The organism is Flavobacterium sp. (assembly GCF_047602195.1).
In the GTDB taxonomy this organism is placed as follows: Bacteria; Bacteroidota; Bacteroidia; order Flavobacteriales; family Flavobacteriaceae; genus Flavobacterium.
On record NZ_JASGHW010000004.1, the window covers coordinates 2,480,563 to 2,500,262 of the forward strand.

At 47.0% G+C, this 19,700-nt stretch carries 19 protein-coding genes; 10 read left to right on the forward strand and 9 right to left on the reverse strand.

Annotated elements, in window-relative coordinates; translation table 11 throughout:
- Positions 1-176 precede the first annotated feature (176 nt).
- A complete protein-coding gene (prfB, locus tag QM717_RS17155) occupies positions 177-1,274 on the forward strand; it encodes a peptide chain release factor 2 (RefSeq protein ID WP_415039334.1) in 1,098 nt (365 codons plus the stop codon).
- A gap of 87 nt (positions 1,275-1,361) precedes the next feature.
- Here the strand turns inward: prfB and QM717_RS17160 are convergent, their stop codons facing one another.
- Positions 1,362-1,898, reverse strand: coding sequence for a pyridoxamine 5'-phosphate oxidase family protein (locus tag QM717_RS17160; RefSeq protein ID WP_415039336.1), 537 nt, complete (start codon positions 1,896-1,898; stop codon positions 1,362-1,364).
- A 127-nt stretch (positions 1,899-2,025) separates the two neighbouring features.
- Here QM717_RS17160 and QM717_RS17165 point away from each other — a divergent pair, with 127 nt between their 5' ends.
- The 3 genes from QM717_RS17165 to QM717_RS17175 are packed head-to-tail and all read left to right on the forward strand — an operon-like array spanning position 2,026 to position 4,106.
- Positions 2,026-2,853, forward strand: a complete 828-nt coding sequence (locus tag QM717_RS17165) for an endonuclease/exonuclease/phosphatase family protein (RefSeq protein ID WP_415039337.1) — start codon at positions 2,026-2,028, stop codon at positions 2,851-2,853.
- Entirely contained in the window at positions 2,854-3,546 is a 693-nt protein-coding gene (locus QM717_RS17170) for a DUF3575 domain-containing protein (RefSeq protein WP_415039339.1), read from the forward strand. It begins immediately after the preceding gene.
- 11 nt (positions 3,547-3,557) lie between these two features.
- A complete protein-coding gene (locus QM717_RS17175; RefSeq protein WP_415039341.1) occupies positions 3,558-4,106 on the forward strand; it encodes a DUF1697 domain-containing protein in 549 nt (182 codons plus the stop codon).
- A gap of 30 nt (positions 4,107-4,136) precedes the next feature.
- On the opposite strand, the gene QM717_RS17180 is transcribed toward QM717_RS17175, so the two are convergent.
- Positions 4,137-5,222, reverse strand: coding sequence for an inorganic phosphate transporter (locus tag QM717_RS17180; protein ID WP_415039343.1), 1,086 nt, complete (start codon positions 5,220-5,222; stop codon positions 4,137-4,139).
- 24 nt (positions 5,223-5,246) lie between these two features.
- Positions 5,247-5,894: a DUF47 domain-containing protein gene (locus tag QM717_RS17185; protein WP_415039345.1), complete on the reverse strand. Its 648-nt coding sequence runs from the start codon at positions 5,892-5,894 to the stop codon at positions 5,247-5,249.
- Between the two features lie 203 nt (positions 5,895-6,097).
- Here QM717_RS17185 and QM717_RS17190 point away from each other — a divergent pair, with 203 nt between their 5' ends.
- The 3 genes from QM717_RS17190 (at position 6,098) to QM717_RS17200 (ending at position 10,143) form a co-directional block, all read left to right on the forward strand.
- Entirely contained in the window at positions 6,098-7,726 is a 1,629-nt protein-coding gene (locus QM717_RS17190) for an acyl-CoA carboxylase subunit beta (RefSeq protein WP_415039347.1), read from the forward strand.
- A gap of 297 nt (positions 7,727-8,023) precedes the next feature.
- Positions 8,024-9,637 carry a M1 family metallopeptidase gene (locus QM717_RS17195; RefSeq protein WP_415039349.1) on the forward strand — a complete coding sequence of 538 codons (1,614 nt, stop codon included), beginning with the start codon at positions 8,024-8,026 and terminating at the stop codon, positions 9,635-9,637.
- 83 nt (positions 9,638-9,720) lie between these two features.
- Complete coding sequence (locus QM717_RS17200; protein WP_415039351.1) at positions 9,721-10,143, forward strand: DoxX family protein; 423 nt, start codon at positions 9,721-9,723, stop codon at positions 10,141-10,143.
- A 49-nt stretch (positions 10,144-10,192) separates the two neighbouring features.
- Here the strand turns inward: QM717_RS17200 and QM717_RS17205 are convergent, their stop codons facing one another.
- Together QM717_RS17205 and QM717_RS17210 are read right to left on the reverse strand one after the other, a co-directional pair.
- Positions 10,193-11,266 carry an AMP-binding protein gene (locus tag QM717_RS17205; RefSeq protein ID WP_415039353.1) on the reverse strand — a complete coding sequence of 358 codons (1,074 nt, stop codon included), beginning with the start codon at positions 11,264-11,266 and terminating at the stop codon, positions 10,193-10,195.
- Entirely contained in the window at positions 11,232-12,215 is a 984-nt protein-coding gene (locus tag QM717_RS17210; RefSeq protein ID WP_415039355.1) for a lysostaphin resistance A-like protein, read from the reverse strand. Before QM717_RS17210 ends, QM717_RS17205 begins: the two co-directional genes overlap by 35 nt.
- Before the next feature lie 86 nt (positions 12,216-12,301).
- On the opposite strand from QM717_RS17210, the gene arsC reads away from it, so the two are divergent.
- Both arsC and QM717_RS17220 read left to right on the forward strand, forming a co-directional pair.
- Positions 12,302-12,643 (forward strand): arsenate reductase (glutaredoxin), encoded by a 342-nt coding sequence (arsC, locus tag QM717_RS17215; RefSeq protein WP_415039357.1) that lies wholly within the window; start codon positions 12,302-12,304, stop codon positions 12,641-12,643.
- A 106-nt stretch (positions 12,644-12,749) separates the two neighbouring features.
- Positions 12,750-15,206 (forward strand): TonB-dependent receptor domain-containing protein, encoded by a 2,457-nt coding sequence (locus QM717_RS17220; protein WP_415039359.1) that lies wholly within the window; start codon positions 12,750-12,752, stop codon positions 15,204-15,206.
- Positions 15,207-15,248: 42 nt separating this feature from the next.
- On the opposite strand, the gene QM717_RS17225 is transcribed toward QM717_RS17220, so the two are convergent.
- Positions 15,249-15,431 (reverse strand): hypothetical protein, encoded by a 183-nt coding sequence (locus QM717_RS17225; protein WP_415039360.1) that lies wholly within the window; start codon positions 15,429-15,431, stop codon positions 15,249-15,251.
- Between the two features lie 295 nt (positions 15,432-15,726).
- Here QM717_RS17225 and fumC point away from each other — a divergent pair, with 295 nt between their 5' ends.
- A complete protein-coding gene (fumC, locus tag QM717_RS17230; protein ID WP_415039362.1) occupies positions 15,727-17,124 on the forward strand; it encodes a class II fumarate hydratase in 1,398 nt (465 codons plus the stop codon).
- 67 nt (positions 17,125-17,191) lie between these two features.
- On the opposite strand, the gene QM717_RS17235 is transcribed toward fumC, so the two are convergent.
- From QM717_RS17235 to QM717_RS17245, 3 genes are all read right to left on the reverse strand, one after another.
- Positions 17,192-17,833 (reverse strand): hypothetical protein, encoded by a 642-nt coding sequence (locus tag QM717_RS17235; protein WP_415039363.1) that lies wholly within the window; start codon positions 17,831-17,833, stop codon positions 17,192-17,194.
- Positions 17,834-17,849: 16 nt separating this feature from the next.
- A complete protein-coding gene (locus tag QM717_RS17240; protein WP_415039365.1) occupies positions 17,850-19,109 on the reverse strand; it encodes a T9SS type A sorting domain-containing protein in 1,260 nt (419 codons plus the stop codon).
- A 95-nt stretch (positions 19,110-19,204) separates the two neighbouring features.
- Positions 19,205-19,645, reverse strand: coding sequence for a T9SS type A sorting domain-containing protein (locus QM717_RS17245; protein ID WP_415039367.1), 441 nt, complete (start codon positions 19,643-19,645; stop codon positions 19,205-19,207).
- Positions 19,646-19,700: the final 55 nt, after the last annotated feature.

Here is a 19,700-nt window from a genome sequence, read left to right on the forward strand (position 1 = left end):
GTAAACTCCGCAAAAGGATGCCGCTTCCATCAGGGCTAGGACTCCAAACACTTCAACATTCAGCGTTCGTTAATCGATATCCAGCGTTCAAAATGCATTAAAAAATGTCGAATGTCGATTAACGAATGTCGAAGTTTAACAAACCATCAACATTCCTGCAAAAATATAAACTATTTATGACAAATACCGAACAAATCAAAGGTATTACAGAACGCCTCACCGCACTCAGAAAGTATCTCGACGTCGACGCCAAGCTCATCGAAATCGCCAACGAGGAAGAAAAAACCTTTGCACCAGACTTTTGGAACAACGCACGCGAGGCCGAGCTCATCGTCAAGAACCTGCGTTCCAAGAAAAGCTGGGTCGAAGATTACAACAAAGCCGTCGAACTCTCCGACGAACTGCAGCTCGCCTACGAATTCTTCAAGGAAGGCGAACTCACCGAAGACGAACTCGACGAGCAGTTCGACAAAACCAACTCGCACATCGAAAACATCGAATTCAAGAATATGCTGTCCGACGAGGGCGATTCACTGAGCGCCGTACTCCAAATCACGGCCGGCGCCGGCGGTACCGAAAGTTGCGACTGGGCCTCGATGCTCATGCGCATGTACCTGATGTGGGCCGAAAAGCAAGGCTACAAAGTCAAGGAACTCAACTTCCAGGAAGGCGACGTGGCCGGAATCAAGACCGTAACGCTCGAAATCGAAGGCGACTTTGCATTCGGTTGGCTCAAGGGTGAAAACGGCGTGCACCGCCTCGTGCGCATCTCGCCTTTCGACAGCAATGCCAAGAGACATACGTCGTTTGTTTCAGTTTACGTTTATCCATTGGTAGACGACACGATCGAAATCGAGATCAACCCCGCCGATATCGAGATCACGACCGCACGTTCAAGCGGCGCGGGCGGACAAAACGTCAACAAGGTCGAAACCAAGGTGCAGTTGTTGCACAAACCGACCGGCATCCAGATCCAATGCTCGGAAACGCGTTCGCAGCATGACAACCGACAACGCGCGATGCAGATGCTCAAGTCGCAATTGTACGAAATCGAACTCAAGAAACGGCTCGAACAACGCGCCGACATCGAAGCTGGCAAGATGAAAATCGAATGGGGGTCGCAAATCCGCAATTATGTGATGCAGCCGTATAAGCTCGTCAAGGACGTACGCACTTCTTATGAAACGAGCAACGTCGATGCAGTCATGAACGGCGAAATCGACGAATTCCTCAAAGCCTACCTGATGATGATGGGCCAGAAAGAGGAAGAATAAGCCGGCGTAAAATAATAGAGCCACGAATTCGCGAATTATTTGCTTTTAAATTCGTGAATTCGTGGCTTAGAAATTTGAAAGAATGCCTTAAGGACGGATGTTTCCCTCCATCGAATCGTCATACGTTTCCCCAACCATGGCGCCATATGCGCGTTTGGCCATCGCCACGAGCATGTTGTTTTTGGTGTCCCAATAATAACCTTCGGACGGGATGAATTGCAAGACCGTAATCCTCGGGTCGTCTTTGCCTTCGGTAAACCAGGTTTTCATCATGTCATCCCACAATTCGTCGATTTTGTTCTTGTCGGTTGAGATGACCGTCCTTCCGTAAAGCGTCATGAAGTCGGAATAGGTCGAGCCCTGGAACAGCAGTTGCGTTGCGGGATCTTGTTCGAGTTCCTTATTTTTGTAACTATCGTTCGCGCTCAGGAACCAAAAGTGGGCGTTGTCGTCGATTTTTTCGGGCGCCATCGGTCTCGAATGGAACGGTTTCCCGGTTTCGATTTTGGTGCAGAAAAAGCACGAGCCGCCTTTCTCCGCTAGCAGTTTGATTTTCTCGATGGCCTCTGCCCCTGCTACATTCTTGAAATTATCTTCTTTTTGCTGTTGGTTGATGCTGTCCATGATTTCAATTTTTAAATTTCATTGAAATTACAAATCCGAGAAACCAACGATTTATAAGATGCAAATCGATTGTTACAGCATTTCGAAAACTAGGGAAAACGCCGCCGATTTTGTTATATTTGAAATGATGAAGAAAATAACGCTTTTACTGCTGCTGTTCCTTACTGCCGCACCGGCGCAGGAGCTTAAAATCATGTCCTATAACCTCCGTGTCGATTTTGGCGGGGACGGCGAAAACAATTGGGAATTCCGGCGCGACTTTCTGGCCGGACAACTGGGTTTTTATGAGCCCGATTTCATCGGCACGCAGGAAGGAAAGGCACATCAATTACAATTCATCGATAGCCTGCTGACCGATTATACGTATTTTGGATTGAGCCGCGACAACTCGAAATCCGAAGGCGAATTCTGCGCGATTTTCTACAACCAGAAAAAATTCAAACTGTTGCAGGACGCAACCTTTTGGCTTTCAGAAACTCCTGATCAAAAGTCCAAGGGCTGGGATGCGGCTTACGAACGCATTTGCACTTACGGGTTGTTCGAGGATTTGAAAACCAAGAAACACTTCTATGTTTTCAATACGCACCTCGATCATATCGGTGAAATGGCAAGGGAAAATGGCGTGAAGCTCATCATCGAAAAGATCAATGCCATCAATACAAAAAAGCTCCCGGTCATTTTAACCGGTGATTTCAACAGCGAAACCAAAAGCGAAGCGTATCAAACCATTTCCAAAACAATGAATGATTCGAGAATCGTCTGTAAAACCAAACCATTTGGTCCTTCGGGGACTTTCAACGGATTCAAATTCCATGAACCGGTGAAGTTGCTGATCGATTATATTTTTGTGAGCAAAGGAATTGAAGTCGAAAAATATTCCGTTTTGAGCGATTCGAAAGACTGCAAATATCCATCGGACCATTTGCCTGTATTGACGCAAATCAAACTCCCATAAATGAAAAAGGTATTGCTATTTTTGTTGATTCCTACCGCATTATTGGCCCAGGAAATCACCCCAAAACCGGAAACCAGCAACGAACACAGTTGGGCAATCAAATTCAACCCGCTGCAAGCGGTCGATGTATTCGCTTTTCCGACCCTAACAATCGGTGTCGAGAAAAGAATCAACCGATGGTTCAGCCTCAATGCCGAGGCAGGTTACCAATGCTATAAAATAGAAGATGACCCAAAGATTGTAATCTACAAGCAACGTGGTTTCAAGGTGAATGTAGAGGCGCGCAGTTATGTTATTTCGATGTTGAACCCGAATGCAACCAAAAAAGCCAGCGGATTATTCGTCGGACTTCAACCTTTTTTGCGACGTAACCAATACACCGCAGATGATGCACGTTATTTGCCCGAGAATCACGAGATCAAGTTCGTGGATGTTTTTGGCGTGCGCAAAACGTCCTACGGATTGAACGTCAGCGTCGGTTACCAGAAAGCCACGCGTCACTTTATATTCGAGCCTTATTTTGCCGCCGGATACATGTACCGCGACATCAAAAACTCGGGAAGCGGGACTTACAATGACAACTCTGTTTACATTCAAGAATACGAGGAGTTCAATGTTTCCTATGACGATAGTGAAGAATCGGGCCACACGGGAAATTTAACTTTGGGAATCCGTTTCGGCTATATCTTTTAATTTTTTTTGACATGAAAACCTACATCGCCCTGTTGCGCGGCATCAACGTCAGCGGACAGAAAATCATCAAGATGGAATTGTTGCGCCAAGCCTTGGCAGAATTGGATTTTGACAACGTTTCGACCTACATCCAAAGCGGGAATATTTTATTCCAGAGTACGATTTTAGATCCGAAGAAACTCGAAAAGCAAATCCACGACCTGATCGAAAAACATTTCGGTTTTGATGTGGCAGTGCTGGTTGTCACGCCAGACGATTTGAAAGCCGTCGTCGCCAAGAATCCATACGCAGATGAAAACATCGAAGAACCGCAGCCGTATGTGGCTTTCCTTTCCGAAGTGCCCGCAATAGAAAATATAGCGGTTCTATCAGCGATGGATTTCCAAAACGACCGTTTCCAAATCATCGACAAGGCCATGTACCTGCATTACGCCGTCGGCGCCGGAACGACCAAACTGAGCAACGCCGTGATCGAAAAGAAGCTCAAGCTGACTTCGACCGCGCGCAATTGGAAAACGGTAAAAAAACTGATCGAACTTTCCGAAGCGATCGGAAAATAAAAAAAGCCGCTCTTGAAGCGGCTCTTGTATTTAAAGGAATAATTTCAAAAGGTAGTAAAACAACGCTGCAATGACCGCCGAAACCGGAATGGTCAGGATCCACGCCCAAAGCAAATTGATCGTCACGCCCCAGCGTACGGCCGAAATCCTTTTGGTAATCCCTACCCCGATGATACTCCCGGTAATCGTATGCGTGGTCGAAACCGGAACACCAAAATGCTCGGTCAAATATAAAGTCACTGCACCCGAAGTTTCCGCAGCAACCCCTTCCAATGGCGTTACCTTGGTGATTTTCGATCCCATTGTCTTGACGATTTTCCAACCGCCGCTCAAGGTCCCGAGTGCAATCACGATAAAACTCGCCAGCGGCACCCACCACCAGTGTGGATCTTCGACGAACATTCCGAAACGTTCCTTGGAATCGGCCGCCACATAAGCCGCGTCGCCCAAATCCATTTTGTAACAGATGACCGCCGCACCGATGATACCCATGACTTTCTGCGCGTCGTTTCCACCGTGGCCCAAACTGAACAAGGCCGAAGACACGAGCTGTAATTTCTTGAACCAACGGTCGGCTTTCGAAGGATTCGCCTTTCGGCAGATGTTGAGGATGAGAATCGTAATGAAATACGCGATGATTAAACCAATCAATGGCGCAAGGAAAATGAATAAAAAGGTCGGAACTACTTTGGCGTAATTGATCACATTTACCGTTTCCCCATCGATCACTTTCGACAACACTCCGGCATTGGCCAAGGCCGCGCCCATGAATCCGCCCAATAAAGTATGCGAGGAAGACGATGGAATCCCGAGTTTCCACGTCAATAAGTTCCAAATGATGGCCGCGATCAATCCCGCGAGAATCACCTCAAGCGTGATGAAATGCTCATCGACCGATTTGGCGATTGTATTCCCGATCTTGAATTCCCCGATGATGAACTTGGAAATGAAATAGGCCGCAAAGTTGAACATCGCCGCCCACAAAACCGCCTGAAACGGCGTCAATACTTTGGTCGCGACAATCGTGGCAATTGAGTTCGCCGCATCATGGAAACCATTGATGTAGTCAAAAATCAGCGCGAGGACAATGATTATAATAAGTAACGTAAAATCCATAGGTCGCTTGTTCGCTTATTACAATTAAGAATGTTTGACCGAAATCTGTTCCAAAACGTTGGATACACTTTTACATTTGTCGGATGCCGATTCGAGCGCCGACAGCACTTCTTTGTATTTGATGATGTTCTTGGCATCGGTCTCGTTTTCGAAGATATCGGCCACTGCCTTGTCGAAAACCGTATCGGCCTTGCTTTCGAGCTTGTTGATTTTCTTGCAGACGTCGGCAATTTTCTTGTGGTTGCCATCGAGGTCTTTGAGTTCCTTGATTGCGATTCCGATCAATTGGCAAGCCTCGAGGTTGATTTCTGTGAGTTTACGGATCGATTTGGTGATTTTTTCCACCTGGTACAAACGCATACGGCTCGCTGCACCGTGCATGTAATCGGCTACGTTATCGATGGCCTTGATCAGTGAGTGGATGTCTTCGCGGTCGAACGGCGTGATGAAATTACGGCTCAGTTCCAAGTGGGTCGAGTGTGTAATTTCTTCGATTTTGCCTTCCAGTTCTTCAATTTTCCTGAAATAATCTTCTCTTTCCGCCTTCGGTACGTTGATGGCTTCGTGGAGGGTTTCCGCCAAAAGGGTTAAATTTTTAGACGCTTCTTCAAAAAGTGGAAAAAATTTCTTGTCTTTTGGAACTAAAAACTGAAAGATGCTGTTTAAATTCATAGGGTCGTTTTTGATGGTGCAAATATAGGACTCCAATGTTAAGAGAACATTAAGTTATCATGTCTTGCAGATTAAACAATCGGTCGCGAAAAACACGGCTTTCTTTTTTATTTCAAACGTTTTCGTACTTTAGCGAACTCAAAAATACAAAACAAAAACGGTATTTTTGATTTTAATTCAGCGATCAAACCAGCAACAATTTTATGGACATCAACTTCAACAAAAACGAAGACCACAACAAGCTTTTACTTTCCGATCTCAAACAACGCTTTGCCAAAGTCAAGCTCGGCGGCGGCGAGAAACGCATCGCCAAATTGCACGCCGAAGGCAAGATGACCGCGCGCGAACGCATCGATTACCTGCTCGACGACAAAGCCAAGAGCATCGAGATCGGCGCTTTTGCCGGAGATGGCATGTATGCCGAACACGGCGGTTGTCCTTCGGGTGGTGTGGTTGTCAAAATCGGCTACATTCGCGGCAAGCAATGCATGGTCGTGGCCAACGATGCGACCGTAAAAGCCGGTGCCTGGTTCCCGATTACTGGAAAAAAGAACTTGCGTGCCCAGGAAATCGCGATGGAAAACCGACTTCCCATTATTTATCTCGTTGACAGCGCCGGTGTTTATCTGCCGATGCAGGACGAGATTTTCCCCGATAAGGAACATTTCGGTAGAATTTTCCGCAACAATGCCATCATGAGCAGCATGGGCATCACCCAAATTGCCGCCGTCATGGGGAGTTGCGTGGCCGGCGGCGCGTATTTGCCGATTATGTCAGATGAAGCGTTGATCGTAGACAAAACCGGAAGTATTTTCCTGGCCGGAAGTTATTTGGTCAAAGCGGCCATCGGCGAAACGATCGACAACGAAACGCTTGGCGGCGCAACCACGCATTGCGAAATCTCCGGCGTCACCGATTACAAAGCCAAGGACGACAAAGACGCGCTCGACACCATTAAAAATATCGTCGACAAAATCGGCGATTTCGACAAAGCCGGTTTCAATCGTGTCAAATCAGAAAAACCCAAACTCGACGAAAAGGAAATCTTCGGCATCCTGCCCAAAGCACGCACCGAGCAATACGACATGATGGACATCATTCACCGCCTCGTCGACAATTCCGAATTCGAACCGTATAAAGACGGCTACGGCCAAACGATCATCACGGGTTATGCCCGAATCGATGGCTGGGCGGTCGGCATTGTTGCCAATCAACGCAAGGTCGTTAAATCTAAAAAAGGTGAAATGCAATTCGGGGGCGTGATCTATTCGGATTCTGCTGATAAGGCCACGCGTTTCATCGCGAATTGCAACCAGAAGAAAATCCCGCTCGTTTTCCTTCAGGACGTGACCGGTTTCATGGTCGGCTCCAAATCGGAACACGGCGGCATCATCAAGGATGGAGCAAAAATGGTCAATGCCGTATCCAATTCGGTCGTACCGAAATTCACGGTTGTCGTTGGCAATTCCTACGGCGCCGGAAATTATGCGATGTGCGGCAAAGCCTACGATCCAAGGCTCATTTTTGCCTGGCCAAGCGCCGAACTCGCCGTCATGGGCGGAACGCAGGCCGCGAAAGTTTTGGCTCAAATCGAAGCCTCAGCCCTCAAAGCCAAAGGCGAAGAAATCAACGAAGAAAAAGAAAAAGAATTGTTCGATAAAATCAAGGCCCGTTACGACGCGCAGGTTTCGCCGTATTATGCGGCTTCACGCATCTGGACCGACGCCGTGATCGATCCGCTCGAAACGCGTACGTGGATTTCGATGGGCATCGAGGCGGCCAACCATGCGCCGATTGAGAAGAAATTCAATTTGGGTGTGATTCAGGTTTAGGTTTTTAGGAGCTGGTTCCGGCTTTGCGCTGCAATCTTTTTCAAGGATTTATTTCCCGTCGCAAGCTTCGGGCAATCCTTGAAAAAGGATTTTCGCTACAATCCGGGCTAGATTTCATCGATGCATTCACGATTATTTTAAAATACGCCAGCGCGCCACCTGGCTCCATCGCTAAAACAGTCCAGTGGACTGTTTATTAGCGCTCGGCCCTATCCGGGCTAGGGCTTTTCGGTTTGAATTACGTATGCCATGTAACCAAATCCGCAATCGGAATACTAATGTTTCAAAATTATTACAATGAAGAAAATTGCCCTCCTGTCATTAGTTCTGTTATTATTCCAAAACAATTACGCCCAGACTTTTACCCGCAAAGACTCGCTTTTCGGCGGATTGCGCCCGGAAAGAACCTGTTACAACGTCCTGCATTACGACCTCAATATCAAGATCGATCCCGAACAAAGATCGATCGTCGGTTACAACGACATCGCGTTCCAGGTCGTTGAAAACACCAACAAGATCCAAGTCGACCTGTTCGAAAACATGAAGGTCGACAGCATCGTCCTGAACCACCAAAAACTCCAATACAAACGCGAATTCAACGCGGTTTTCATCGCTTTCGATAAAACCTTGGAGAAAAATTCCCAACAACGAATCCGTTTTTACTATTCCGGAAATCCTTTGGTCGCCAAGCGTGCGCCTTGGGACGGCGGTTTTGTATTCAGCAAAGACCAGGCGGGCAAACCGTGGATTGGCGTGGCCGTACAAGGAACAGGAGCGAGTTTGTGGTATCCGGTCAAAGACACCCAGACCGACGAACCCGATAATGGCGCCACAATAAAGGTGGCCGTTCCCAATGGTTTGATGAATGTTTCCAACGGCAGGTTCAAAGGCAGCGAAGACCTCAGAAACGGTTACACGCGCTGGGATTGGGAAGTCAAAAGTCCGATCAACACTTACGACATCACGGTCAACATCGCCGATTATGTGCACCTGCACGACAACCACAAAGGCTTGGATTTGGATTATTATGTATTGCGGGCCAACGAAGAAAAAGCCAAAATCCATTTCGAAGAAGTCAAACCGATGATGGATTGCTTCCAAGCGAAATTCGGCACTTATCCTTTTGCCGAAGACGGCTACAAACTGGTCGAAACACCTTACCTCGGCATGGAACACCAAAGCGCGGTCGCCTACGGAAACGGCTATCAGAAAGGTTACCGTGGCACCGATTTGTCGGGTACCGGAAACGGCATGCTGTTCGATTTCATCACGATCCACGAAAGCGGACACGAATGGTTCGGCAACAGTATCACTTCGGCCGATGTGGCCGACATGTGGATCCATGAAGGGTTTACCTGTTACTCCGAATCGGTCTTTCTCGAATGCCAATACGGTGCAGAAAAAGCCAGGATCTACATCAACGGCTTGCGCAGGAATTTCGACAATGACATCCCGATCATCGGTCATTATGGTGTGGCCAACGAAGGCTCGGGCGATATGTATTACAAAGGCGCCTTGATGCTCAATACGATTCGTCACATCATCAACGATGACGCGAAATGGTGGAAATTGCTGCTCGATTATTCGAATGCCTACCGTCACCAAATCATCGATACCAAGACCGTGGTCGATTTCTTCAACGCCGAAAGCGGGATATATTTGACCCCGGTATTCAATCAATACCTGCGTTATGTAAAGGTTCCGGTTTTGGAATTGCGCACCAAAGGCAATAAACTCGAATACCGTTGGGTAACCGACGAACCCGATTTCGAGATGCCGGTCGAAATTGCAGTGCGCGGGGAAACCATCAGGCTCAAGGCAAACAATGACTGGCAAACCGCACCGGTAAAAGTCAAGAACAAAAAGGATGTCACCGTGGCCACCGACAAATTCCTAATCGACGTCAAATAAATCTTGCTTTATTTTTAACGCAAAAATTTCACGTATTTAATTAAATATCAGTAATTTAGACTGAATTTTAAAACTAAATTATCATGGATACAGTTAAAAATTGGAATAAATGGGCCAATAACCATACGTATTATCCGCTCGATATTTTACGTATAGCCTTGGGGATTTTTTTGGTACTCAAGGGCGCTTCCTTTATCACGAACAGCCAGTATTTAGACAACATTCTTTCACCGCTGAGCAATTTCCCGGGCGGCATGCTGACCTTCCATTACATCGCTGCGGCGCACATTATGGGTGGCATCATGATTGCGCTTGGATTGCTGACCCGCTGGGCCATCATTGCGCAATTGCCGATTTTGTTCGGGGCCGTGGTGATCAATTTCATCGGTGACCTTGATGTGAAAAACCTGGTCTTGGCCACGGTGACACTTGCCGTCTGCCTGTTTTTTATGTTTTATGGAAGCGGCAAACATTCAGCCGATTATTATTTTAAGATGCAGCAATAATAGCATTGACCCTTGAATAAAACGAAAACGCCGTATTCCTACGGCGTTTTTATTTGTTTTTTAGCGCTTCCTTGAGCGTTTCCTTGCGCATGATTTTCCCGGTTTCCGTTTCGCGGAATTTGGGAATGAAAAAAACCTCCTTGGGTTTTTCATATTTGTCGAGCAAATCGAATTTGAAATCGTAATCATTCGGTTGTTCGCCCTCGACTGCCAAAACCAATTTCTCACCGAGGTTTTCATCGGGGATACCGCCCACGAAATAGCGCGACGGGACATGTCCGGAAAGCTTTTCCTCTACCTGTTCGGGAATCAACTTGATGCCGCCGCTGTTGACCACATTGTCGTATCGGCCCAAGAAAACGAATTGGTTTTCATTGACCAATTTGACCAAATCGTTGGTCAGGATGATTTCGTTCGAAATGCGTGGTGCATGGATGACCAGACAATTGTTTTCGTCATACGACAACGTCACATTGGGCAAAACCGTAAACGCCTTCTCTCCTACTTTCTTGGCGGCGATGTGCGTGATGGTTTCGGTCATGCCATAGGTTTCGTAGACTTCGGTGGGCAATTTCTGCAATTCCTTGGTCAACGACTTGCTGATGCCGACCCCGCCGATGATCATTTTTTTGACTCTTTTGAGCGAACCGAGCGAATGCTGCGCCTGCAACGGAACCATCGCCACGAAATCGTAGCAAGTGTCGTTGTTCTGTGCAAACGGACTCGAACTAGGGGCGACAAAATCGGTGTCGAGCCCCAGGATGAAGGCGCGCACGAGCATCATTTTCCCTGCGATGTATTTGACGGGCAGACAATGCAGGGCTTTGTTTCCGGGATGCAGGTCAAAGAAATCTCCGGTGGCCAAAGCAGAATTGACCATCGCTTGTTTGTCGATGCGGATCGTTTTCGGTTTGCCCGTTGTTCCCGAAGTCGTCATTTCGATGTAAGGCAAATCGTCAAACCAATCGAGCAGGAAATGCCCGACAGGCTTCTCGAAATCGTCGCCTTCCTTGATAAAACTATAGGCTACACGGCACAGATCTTCCTTATCTAGGTGAAATCCGTTGAGTTTAAAACTACTGTGTACGTTATGGTAAGTTGGTGTCAGCGTCATGGTTTCCATAGGCAGTGGTATTGGTATTCGACAATCGATCGATTCTGGTATCGATCTTTCCGGTCAGTTTTTCGGCCCAATCGGACCAACCGTATTTCTTACTAAAGATAAACAAAAGAATCGGGAAAATGACCAAAACGGGCAAAAGAACATCAACACCCGCAGAAGGCTCCGAGACGTCTTTCAATATGGAATGCGTCTGGAAAACGGTCCAGTCGGAAGTGACCAATAAGGCGCCAAACAGATTGTTGGCCGCGTGAAAACCCAGGGCCAGTTCCATTCCTTCATCCATCAACGTCAAGATTCCTAGAAACAACCCTGTTCCGATATAATAAATCAGGATAATGTACCCCATTTTCGTAACTTCGGGATTCATCAAATGCAACGATCCAAAAATGACCGAAGTCAGCAGCAACGGAAACCATCTGTTGCCAACAAGTCCCAAACCTTGCATCAAATATCCCCTGAAAATGTATTCTTCTGACGAAGTTTGGATCGGGATCAGCAAAGTTCCGATGATCAATAAAATGAGAAAAGGTACCGGTTTAAAATTGACTACAAAATCTTCCGGAGCCGCCCAATAAGCAATCCCAGTCGTAACCACCGTAAAAAGTCCCCAAACCGTAAAAGCAAAGAAAACCCGGCTCCAATCGATTTTGTTTCTTGAGGTCGTCAGCGACACGATGCTTTGCCCGTGTAAATATTTGGCTGCGAAAAATGTGGCTCCGAGCGTTGCGATATACGAAATCAACAATAAAAATAAAGTGAGGTTGGGTTCGAGGATCGACATCATGTTCTCGGCTGTCAGGTTGAGCCCGTTTCCCTCATTCATGGATTGGACAAAAACGGCTATCCCGAACGGCGTCTGCCCCATCAAAGAAGCGATAAAGATGATGAGCAAGCCCAACAAATACTTTCCAAAATGGTTTCCGGGCTTGATGGCCTGTGCTATAAACATCGCAGTCGAGTTAAGATTAATTCTGCCTAATTTAGCGTATTTTTTAAAATATAAAGCCATTACTTTGCAAAAAATTTGATCGAAAAGTGATACAAGTCTTACACAATCCGCGTTGCAGCAAATCACGCGACTGCCTGCTTTTTCTAGAGGAAAGCGGCAAAGAATTCGAAGTCATTCATTACCTGACCGATACGCCTACCTATGAAGAACTCAAGGCGATTGTCAAGAAACTTGGCGTGAAACCGATAGCCATCGTTCGACAGAAAGAAGAATTGTGGAAAACCAAATACGCCGATAAAAAAATGACGCCTGCACAAGTCTTAAAAGTACTCGCCAAAAATCCGATCCTGATCGAACGCCCCATCGTCATCAATGGAGACAAGGCCATTATCGCACGTCCGCTCGAAAAAGCGGCTGCCATCATCTAAACGCCGCAACAAAACCCGCAACCGCCTCATTTAACAAACCTTTGTGATTTGACGCTTAAACCAACACTTACATTTGTGTTCTTAAGCCGGTTTAATTTTAATTTGTATGAAACAAGCATCGCTTCTCTTCTCCGCCCTTTTCCTATTCAACAGTCTGTTTTCGTTTGCACAGGACAGACCCGAGCCCAAAAAAATCAAGATCAGCGGAAAAGTCATCGAAAAAACCAGCAAGCAACCCTTGGAATATGCGACCATTACGCTGACCAATGTCAAGAATCCCAAAAACATCGCCGGCGGAATCACCAATGCCCAAGGCCAATTCGACATCGAGGCCAACGCCGGGATGTACAACATCAAGGTAGAATTCATCTCGTTCAAGGTATTGGAAATCAACAATAAATTATTGAAAGAAGACACCAATCTGGGCGACATTGCCCTGACCGAAGACGCGACACAGCTCGAAGACGTCACCATCCGCGCAGAAGCCACGACGGTCCAGATCAAGCTCGACAAAAAAGTCTACAGCGTCGGCCAGGATTTGATGGTCAAAGGCGGCACCGTGAGCGATGTGCTCGACAACATCCCATCGGTGACCGTCGATGCTGATGGCGTGGTGAGCCTGCGTGGCAATGACAATGTCAGGATCTTGATCGACGGACGGCCATCGAACGCCATCAATATTTCCGAAGCCCTGCGTTTGATTCCGGCCGATGCGATCGACAAGGTCGAAGTCGTGACCAACCCATCGGCGCGTTACGATTCTGAAGGCGGCGGCGGTTTGCTCAACATCATCCTCAAGAAAGGCAAAAACCAGGGCGTCAACGGAACGTTCATCGCCTCGGTCGGCGATCCGGAAAGCTATGGCCTATCGGGCAACATCAACTACAAGACCGACCAATTCAACCTGTTCACGACCACAGGTTACAACTACCGCAACAATCCCGGAAATTCCCTCAACGACACCGAATATTTGAATGCCGATGGTACGACACGCAAATACATCTATGAATCGCGTGAAAACGAGCGCCTGAGCAAAGGCTACAATTCGAATTTTGGAATGGATTGGTACCTTACCGAATCGGCGACCTGGTCGAATTCGATCAATTTGAGGAGAAACACCGGCGGCAACCCCGATCGCGTGAGCTACGACAATTACGACGCCTTCCACAATTACCAGTTTACAACCTACCGTTTCAACGACCAACAGAACGAAAGCACGAACGTCGAATACGCGACCAATTTCACCAAGAAATTCAAAAAAGACGGACACAAATTGACCATCGATGGTTCGTTTTCCAAAAACCGCGACGACGATTCTTCCGAAATCAACAACGGCGAAGAACTCACTTTCAACAAACAGGACCAAAACCGCAGCATCGTACAGGCCGATTATGTCTTGCCGATTGGTGAAAAAAGCCAATTCGAAGCGGGCTACAAAGGCGATTTCAACAAATTGGTCACCGATTTCGAAGTCGATACCTTAAATATCAATACCAATGCGTACGACGTCCACAAAGGCTATACGAATACGCTCGAATACAAAGAACAGATCAATGCGATTTACACGCAATTCGGTTCCAAAATCAACAAGTTTTCGTATTTGCTCGGGTTGCGTTATGAACATTCGGACATCGACATCAACCAATGGATCACGGGCGAATACAACAATAAAAAATACGGCAATTTCTTCCCAAGTGCTTTTTTGACTTATGAATTGTCCGACCAAAGCAATATTTCCCTGAGCTACAGCCGACGCATCTCGCGTCCGCGTGGCCGTCAGATCAACCCATTCTCGAATTATTCGAGCAACATCAACATCTTCCGTGGAAATCCCGACCTCGATCCTGCCCTGACCGATGCGGTCGATTTGGGCTACCTCAAACGCTGGGGCAACAAGCTTACGTTGAGTACTTCGGCCTATGTCAACAAAACTTCCGATTCGTTCCAATTCATCCGTCGCGATTCGGGCTTGCGCGTAGACGGCATTCCGGTCATCGAAAGCACGCCGGTCAACATCGCCACCGAAACGCGTTTTGGCTTCGAGTTCACACTCAATTATTCGCCGTTCAAATGGTGGAAACTCAACAGCAACTTCAATTTCTTCAGCAACCAGACCGATGGCGAGTACACCTATTTTAACCCGCTCAACAATTTGAATGAAACGATCGACCTCGACAATACGGCGACTTCGTGGTTTACGCGATTGACGTCAAAAGTAACTTTGCCGTACAAAATCGACTGGCAGACCAACGTGACCTACAATGGCCCGCAGAACACCGCCCAAGGCAAAAGCAGAGGCGTCGCGAGTGCCAACCTCGGATTCAGCAAGGATTTGTTCAAGGAAAAAGCGACTTTGGCTTTGAACGTCCAGGATTTGTTCAACTCGAGAAAAAGAATCAACGAAACCTACCTGCCCGGCGTTTCGAATTCGTACAGCGAAATGCAATGGCGCGAACGCCAGATCACGCTTTCGTTTACCTACCGCTTCAACAAGAAAAAAGGAGAAAAGGAAAAACAGCCGAAACGCTCCGACGACGGCTCAAACGACGATTTCCCAGGATAAAACAAAAAAAGGAAGCCAATCGGCTTCCTTTTTTCAATCGCATTAGTTCAATGCAGATTGTTGATCTTCGTGCTTTTTCTTTGCTCTTTTCTCTTTCCAAAGCTCGATACTTGCCCCGAACACCCAGTAAAATACGAAGTTGATCAGGAAAATCATCAGCCAGAAACCCATCGTCAAGATGGTGAGGAAAAGCAAAAAGCCCAAGTACTGTTGAAATTCAAACATGTTTTCCGGAATTTTTTTGAATTATACGCAAATGTAGTTTTTTATTTTTTGCACCGCAATAAAGTCCGTACGATTTTTATAAAATAGTTTTTATCCTTAAATTCGCGGTGGATTTTTAGGAGCTGTTTCCGGCTGTCCGCTGTATCTTTTCCTGGCTAAAGAAGCCAGCAAAAGGATGCCGCTTCCATCCGGGCTAAAATGCGACAATTAGATAATGAGAAAATTAGATAATTGTATCACGTCCTGCAAATCATTATCTCATTTTCTAATTGACTAATTTTCTAATTAATAAACCATGGAATACAGAATAGAAAAAGACACGATGGGCGAAGTTCAAGTCCCAGCCGACAAATACTGGGGCGCACAAACCGAACGCTCCCGCAACAACTTCAAGATCGGACCGTCGGCGTCGATGCCCAAAGAAATCATCGAAGGTTTTGCTTACTTGAAAAAAGCGGCCGCCTACGCGAATTGCGACCTCGGCGTATTGTCTACTGAAAAACGCGACGCAATCGCCGCCGTCTGCGACGAAATCCTCGCCGGTAAATTGGACGACCAATTCCCGCTTGTCATCTGGCAAACCGGTTCGGGCACGCAATCGAACATGAACGTCAACGAAGTCATCGCGAACCGCGCACAGGTTTTGGCAGGCTTTAAAATCGGTGAAGGCGAACAACTCGTCAAAGCCAATGACGACGTCAACAAATCGCAATCGTCGAACGACACCTACCCGACCGGCATGCACATCGCGGCCTACAAATCGGCGGTAGAAATCACGATTCCAGGTGTGGAGAAACTCAGAAACACACTCGACGCGAAAGCCAAACAATTCATGGACGTGGTCAAAATCGGGCGCACGCACTTGATGGACGCAACCCCATTGACACTCGGACAAGAACTTTCAGGTTACGTTGCCCAACTCGATTATGGCATCAAAGCTTTGAAAAATACATTGGCGCACCTGTCTGAACTGGCCCTCGGCGGAACAGCCGTAGGAACGGGCTTGAATACGCCTGCCGGTTACGACGTGAAAGTCGCCGAGTACATTGCCCAATTCACCGGTCATCCATTCAAGACCGCGCCGAACAAATTCGAGGCTTTGGCTTCGCATGACGCCATTGTAGAATCGCATGGGGCATTGAAGCAACTCGCGGTTTCGCTCAATAAAATCTCCAACGACATCCGTATGATGGCTTCTGGTCCGCGTTCGGGAATCGGCGAAATCTTTATTCCGGAGAATGAACCGGGATCATCGATCATGCCGGGCAAAGTCAACCCGACGCAATGTGAAGCATTGACGATGGTTTGTGCACAGGTCATGGGCAATGATGTAGCGATTGCGGTCGGCGGTATGCAAGGCCATTACGAACTCAATGTTTTCAAGCCGGTGATGGCAGCCAACTTCCTGCAATCGGCACGCTTGATTGGCGACGCCTGCGTTTCATTCGACGAGCATTGTGCGCAAGGCATCGAGCCGAACCACAAACGCATCAAGGAATTGGTCGACAACTCACTGATGCTCGTGACCGCGCTCAACACCAAAATCGGTTACTACAAAGCCGCCGAGATTGCGCAAACCGCACACAAAAATGGTACAACTCTGAAAGATGAAGCCGTTCGTTTGGGGTATGTTTCACCCGAAGATTTCGACGCCTGGGTCAAACCCGAAGACATGGTCGGAAGCTTGAAATAATCAATAATTGACAATTGATAATTAGGAAGGTGTTGATAAGTCAACACCTTTTTATTTTTGAGAGAAATCACACCGCTTTACTGGTCAGGTATTGCATAAGCGAAGTCGCCGCTGTAAAAGCAGGTTGGGCCATTGGGTCATTAAACAAAACTTGAATCGGCCCCTCGCCAAAATACAAACCGTCCGAAACCAGAAACGAGATCCTGGTATTGCCTTTTGGAGGGCGTGGTTTTCTGGGCTGGTTCCAAGGGCCAATCTTGTTGACGATGTGGGTACTTTCGCGGAAAAGATCAGAAGTCAGTGCATTGGAAGTTTCGTCTGTCGTTTCCCATACCAATATCCGTCCGGTGTAATTGATGTACCGCGCCGTTCCATCGGCAAAAGAAGCCAATACATCCAGTCCTTCGTCGAGGCCCACTTCGACGATAACCGCAAACAATTTTTTGGGTTCGAGTGTTTGTCCTTTGGCATGTAAAATATTGGCAGCAAGTACTTTTACACGTGTTTCTGCATTTTCATCATTGACGATTCGAATCAAATCTTCAGTGGCCGGATTTTCAGCAAACAAAATCATCCACGGATAATCGTTGCCTTGCGTGGGGTTTCTATACAATTCGATATTGTCGCAAAACAACAATTCATAGATCAAATTGGTCGAATCATTTTCTGGGGCTGGCGTGTTTTTTTTAAATCGGTCAAAAATTCCCATCGGTTTGGTATTGGATTTACTGTTTAATCAACTGGGTCCACGAAATGGATGTCCCGGATTGAACCTTGACAAAATAATTTCCGGATGCGAGCTTCGACCCATCGATGCTAAATTCTTTTTGGTTACAGATGGCCGATAAAACCAGTTGCCCAAAAATATTATAGAGGTCGACCGCGTCAACTTTTTCATTGGAATGAATGTAAAACACATCGGACACGGGATTCGGATAAACCGCCAAATCATTGATGGCAAAATCGACATCTTGCAACGTACAAGTAGCATCTACCGTAACGCCGGTGTAACCATACATCAGGATTTTGTCGTCGAGGTATTCATAATTGACCGCATCGGCGCAAATGTGCATGAGGCTCGGCAAATTCTGGAAAAAAAGGCCAGGATAAGGCGGCTCGTGTGCATTCGGGTCGTAAAAAGTGCCCGTACCCATGCAATTGATAAAAGCAAGATCCGGATTATTGCTGCAATCGGCCACGACGCGGGAATTGGCTACACTGAGATCAAGAGATGAAAACAAATTGTCGTTGCAATAAAGAAAGAAAATACTCCATTCGGGCAATGCAATGTTGCTCAAATCGAGGCTTGTGATTTGGTTGTGGTCGCATTCGAGCCAGGACAATGTGGGCGCATCCGACAAATCGATACCAAATAACAAATTCTCTGAACACCAGATGGTACTGATATTAGGTGAATTAGCTATGTTCAAATTCGTCAATACATTCCGGAAACAAAAAATAGTATTCAAATTGGGTTTGTTGCTCAAATCCAAGGTTGCCAATTGATTGTTGTTGCAATGAATGTTTTGCAGCGCATTGCAATTGGAAACATCGAGCGAAGTGAGCTGGTTGTTGCCGCAGCCCAAAAATTCCAAACCCGGCCCAACCGAAAGCGAGCTGATTTGGTTGTAATCGGCCAACAGCCACTTGAGTTGCAACAGCATCGAAACATCGAGGCTCGTCAGGTAATTGTTGTTGATGTTTAAATCGGTCAGGTTTGCAAAGGCCGCAATTCCGGTCAGGTCGGCAATCTCATCACCCGGAATCTCCAGTTTGCGCACGGGAAGCGCCTCGCTGACTTCAATTTCGCCGTTGTTATTTGTATCTACGACAAGGTATTGGTCGTTCGCATCGCGTGCCACGCCATCTGTCGGGCCCGAAGCCAAAAGCCTGGCCTTGAAATGGACATCCGGAATGTCGATGATCTGCGAATGGGCTGCCGGGATACAGAAAACCAACAGTAATAAAATGTAGTTTTTGGTCATAGTGGTTTTGTTTTGCAATGTAAATATATGAAAATCAATAAAAAAAGCCTCAAAACAATGAGGCTTTCGTCGCAAAAACTAAATGTATCAATTAACTACTCTTTGGTAAATTTTGCCTGGTGGCTTCCTTGGTCGGAATGGATGCGCAGGAAATATTGTCCTGCCGCCAAACCCGAAACGTCGATGGTCGCAGTTTGATTGGTTCCCATAATACTCATCGCCAGTTGCCCTGAAACGGTGTAAACTTTTACCGACGCAATCTGCACCTGGCTTTTGCTTTTGATGTTCAAGACCTCTTTGGCCGGATTGGGATAGATGATCAAATCCTTGGTTTCGGTTTGGAAACTGCCCACCTTCAAGCCCTCGCCTTCGGTAATGTTAATGAATTGGTCACCGCTAACATTGTCAAAACCTTCGGTCGCCCCGGACGGCCATTCGACCGAAATCGATTGGACCGTGGTCGCATCGCCGAGACCGAAATGCGCGCGCAAATCGTTCTGTCCACAATACTGGCTCTGCGCCGAAATCTCGCGCATCTGGGTCACCGTATTGCCATTGATGGTGGCCGTTACGCGCACTTTTGCTCCTATG

Coding starts and splice junctions, on each gene's coding strand:
- prfB (WP_415039334.1), top strand. CDS start 177: ATGACAAATACCGAACAAATCAAAGGTATTACAGAACGCCTCACCGCA.
- QM717_RS17160 (WP_415039336.1), bottom strand. CDS start 1,898: ATGGACAGCATCAACCAACAGCAAAAAGAAGATAATTTCAAGAATGTA.
- QM717_RS17165 (WP_415039337.1), top strand. CDS start 2,026: ATGAAGAAAATAACGCTTTTACTGCTGCTGTTCCTTACTGCCGCACCG.
- QM717_RS17170 (WP_415039339.1), top strand. CDS start 2,854: ATGAAAAAGGTATTGCTATTTTTGTTGATTCCTACCGCATTATTGGCC.
- QM717_RS17175 (WP_415039341.1), top strand. CDS start 3,558: ATGAAAACCTACATCGCCCTGTTGCGCGGCATCAACGTCAGCGGACAG.
- QM717_RS17180 (WP_415039343.1), bottom strand. CDS start 5,222: ATGGATTTTACGTTACTTATTATAATCATTGTCCTCGCGCTGATTTTT.
- QM717_RS17185 (WP_415039345.1), bottom strand. CDS start 5,894: ATGAATTTAAACAGCATCTTTCAGTTTTTAGTTCCAAAAGACAAGAAA.
- QM717_RS17190 (WP_415039347.1), top strand. CDS start 6,098: ATGGACATCAACTTCAACAAAAACGAAGACCACAACAAGCTTTTACTT.
- QM717_RS17195 (WP_415039349.1), top strand. CDS start 8,024: ATGAAGAAAATTGCCCTCCTGTCATTAGTTCTGTTATTATTCCAAAAC.
- QM717_RS17200 (WP_415039351.1), top strand. CDS start 9,721: ATGGATACAGTTAAAAATTGGAATAAATGGGCCAATAACCATACGTAT.
- QM717_RS17205 (WP_415039353.1), bottom strand. CDS start 11,266: ATGGAAACCATGACGCTGACACCAACTTACCATAACGTACACAGTAGT.
- QM717_RS17210 (WP_415039355.1), bottom strand. CDS start 12,215: ATGTTTATAGCACAGGCCATCAAGCCCGGAAACCATTTTGGAAAGTAT.
- QM717_RS17220 (WP_415039359.1), top strand. CDS start 12,750: ATGAAACAAGCATCGCTTCTCTTCTCCGCCCTTTTCCTATTCAACAGT.
- QM717_RS17225 (WP_415039360.1), bottom strand. CDS start 15,431: ATGTTTGAATTTCAACAGTACTTGGGCTTTTTGCTTTTCCTCACCATC.
- fumC (WP_415039362.1), top strand. CDS start 15,727: ATGGAATACAGAATAGAAAAAGACACGATGGGCGAAGTTCAAGTCCCA.
- QM717_RS17235 (WP_415039363.1), bottom strand. CDS start 17,833: ATGGGAATTTTTGACCGATTTAAAAAAAACACGCCAGCCCCAGAAAAT.
- QM717_RS17240 (WP_415039365.1), bottom strand. CDS start 19,109: ATGACCAAAAACTACATTTTATTACTGTTGGTTTTCTGTATCCCGGCA.
- QM717_RS17245 (WP_415039367.1), bottom strand. CDS start 19,645: ATGCGCGAGATTTCGGCGCAGAGCCAGTATTGTGGACAGAACGATTTG.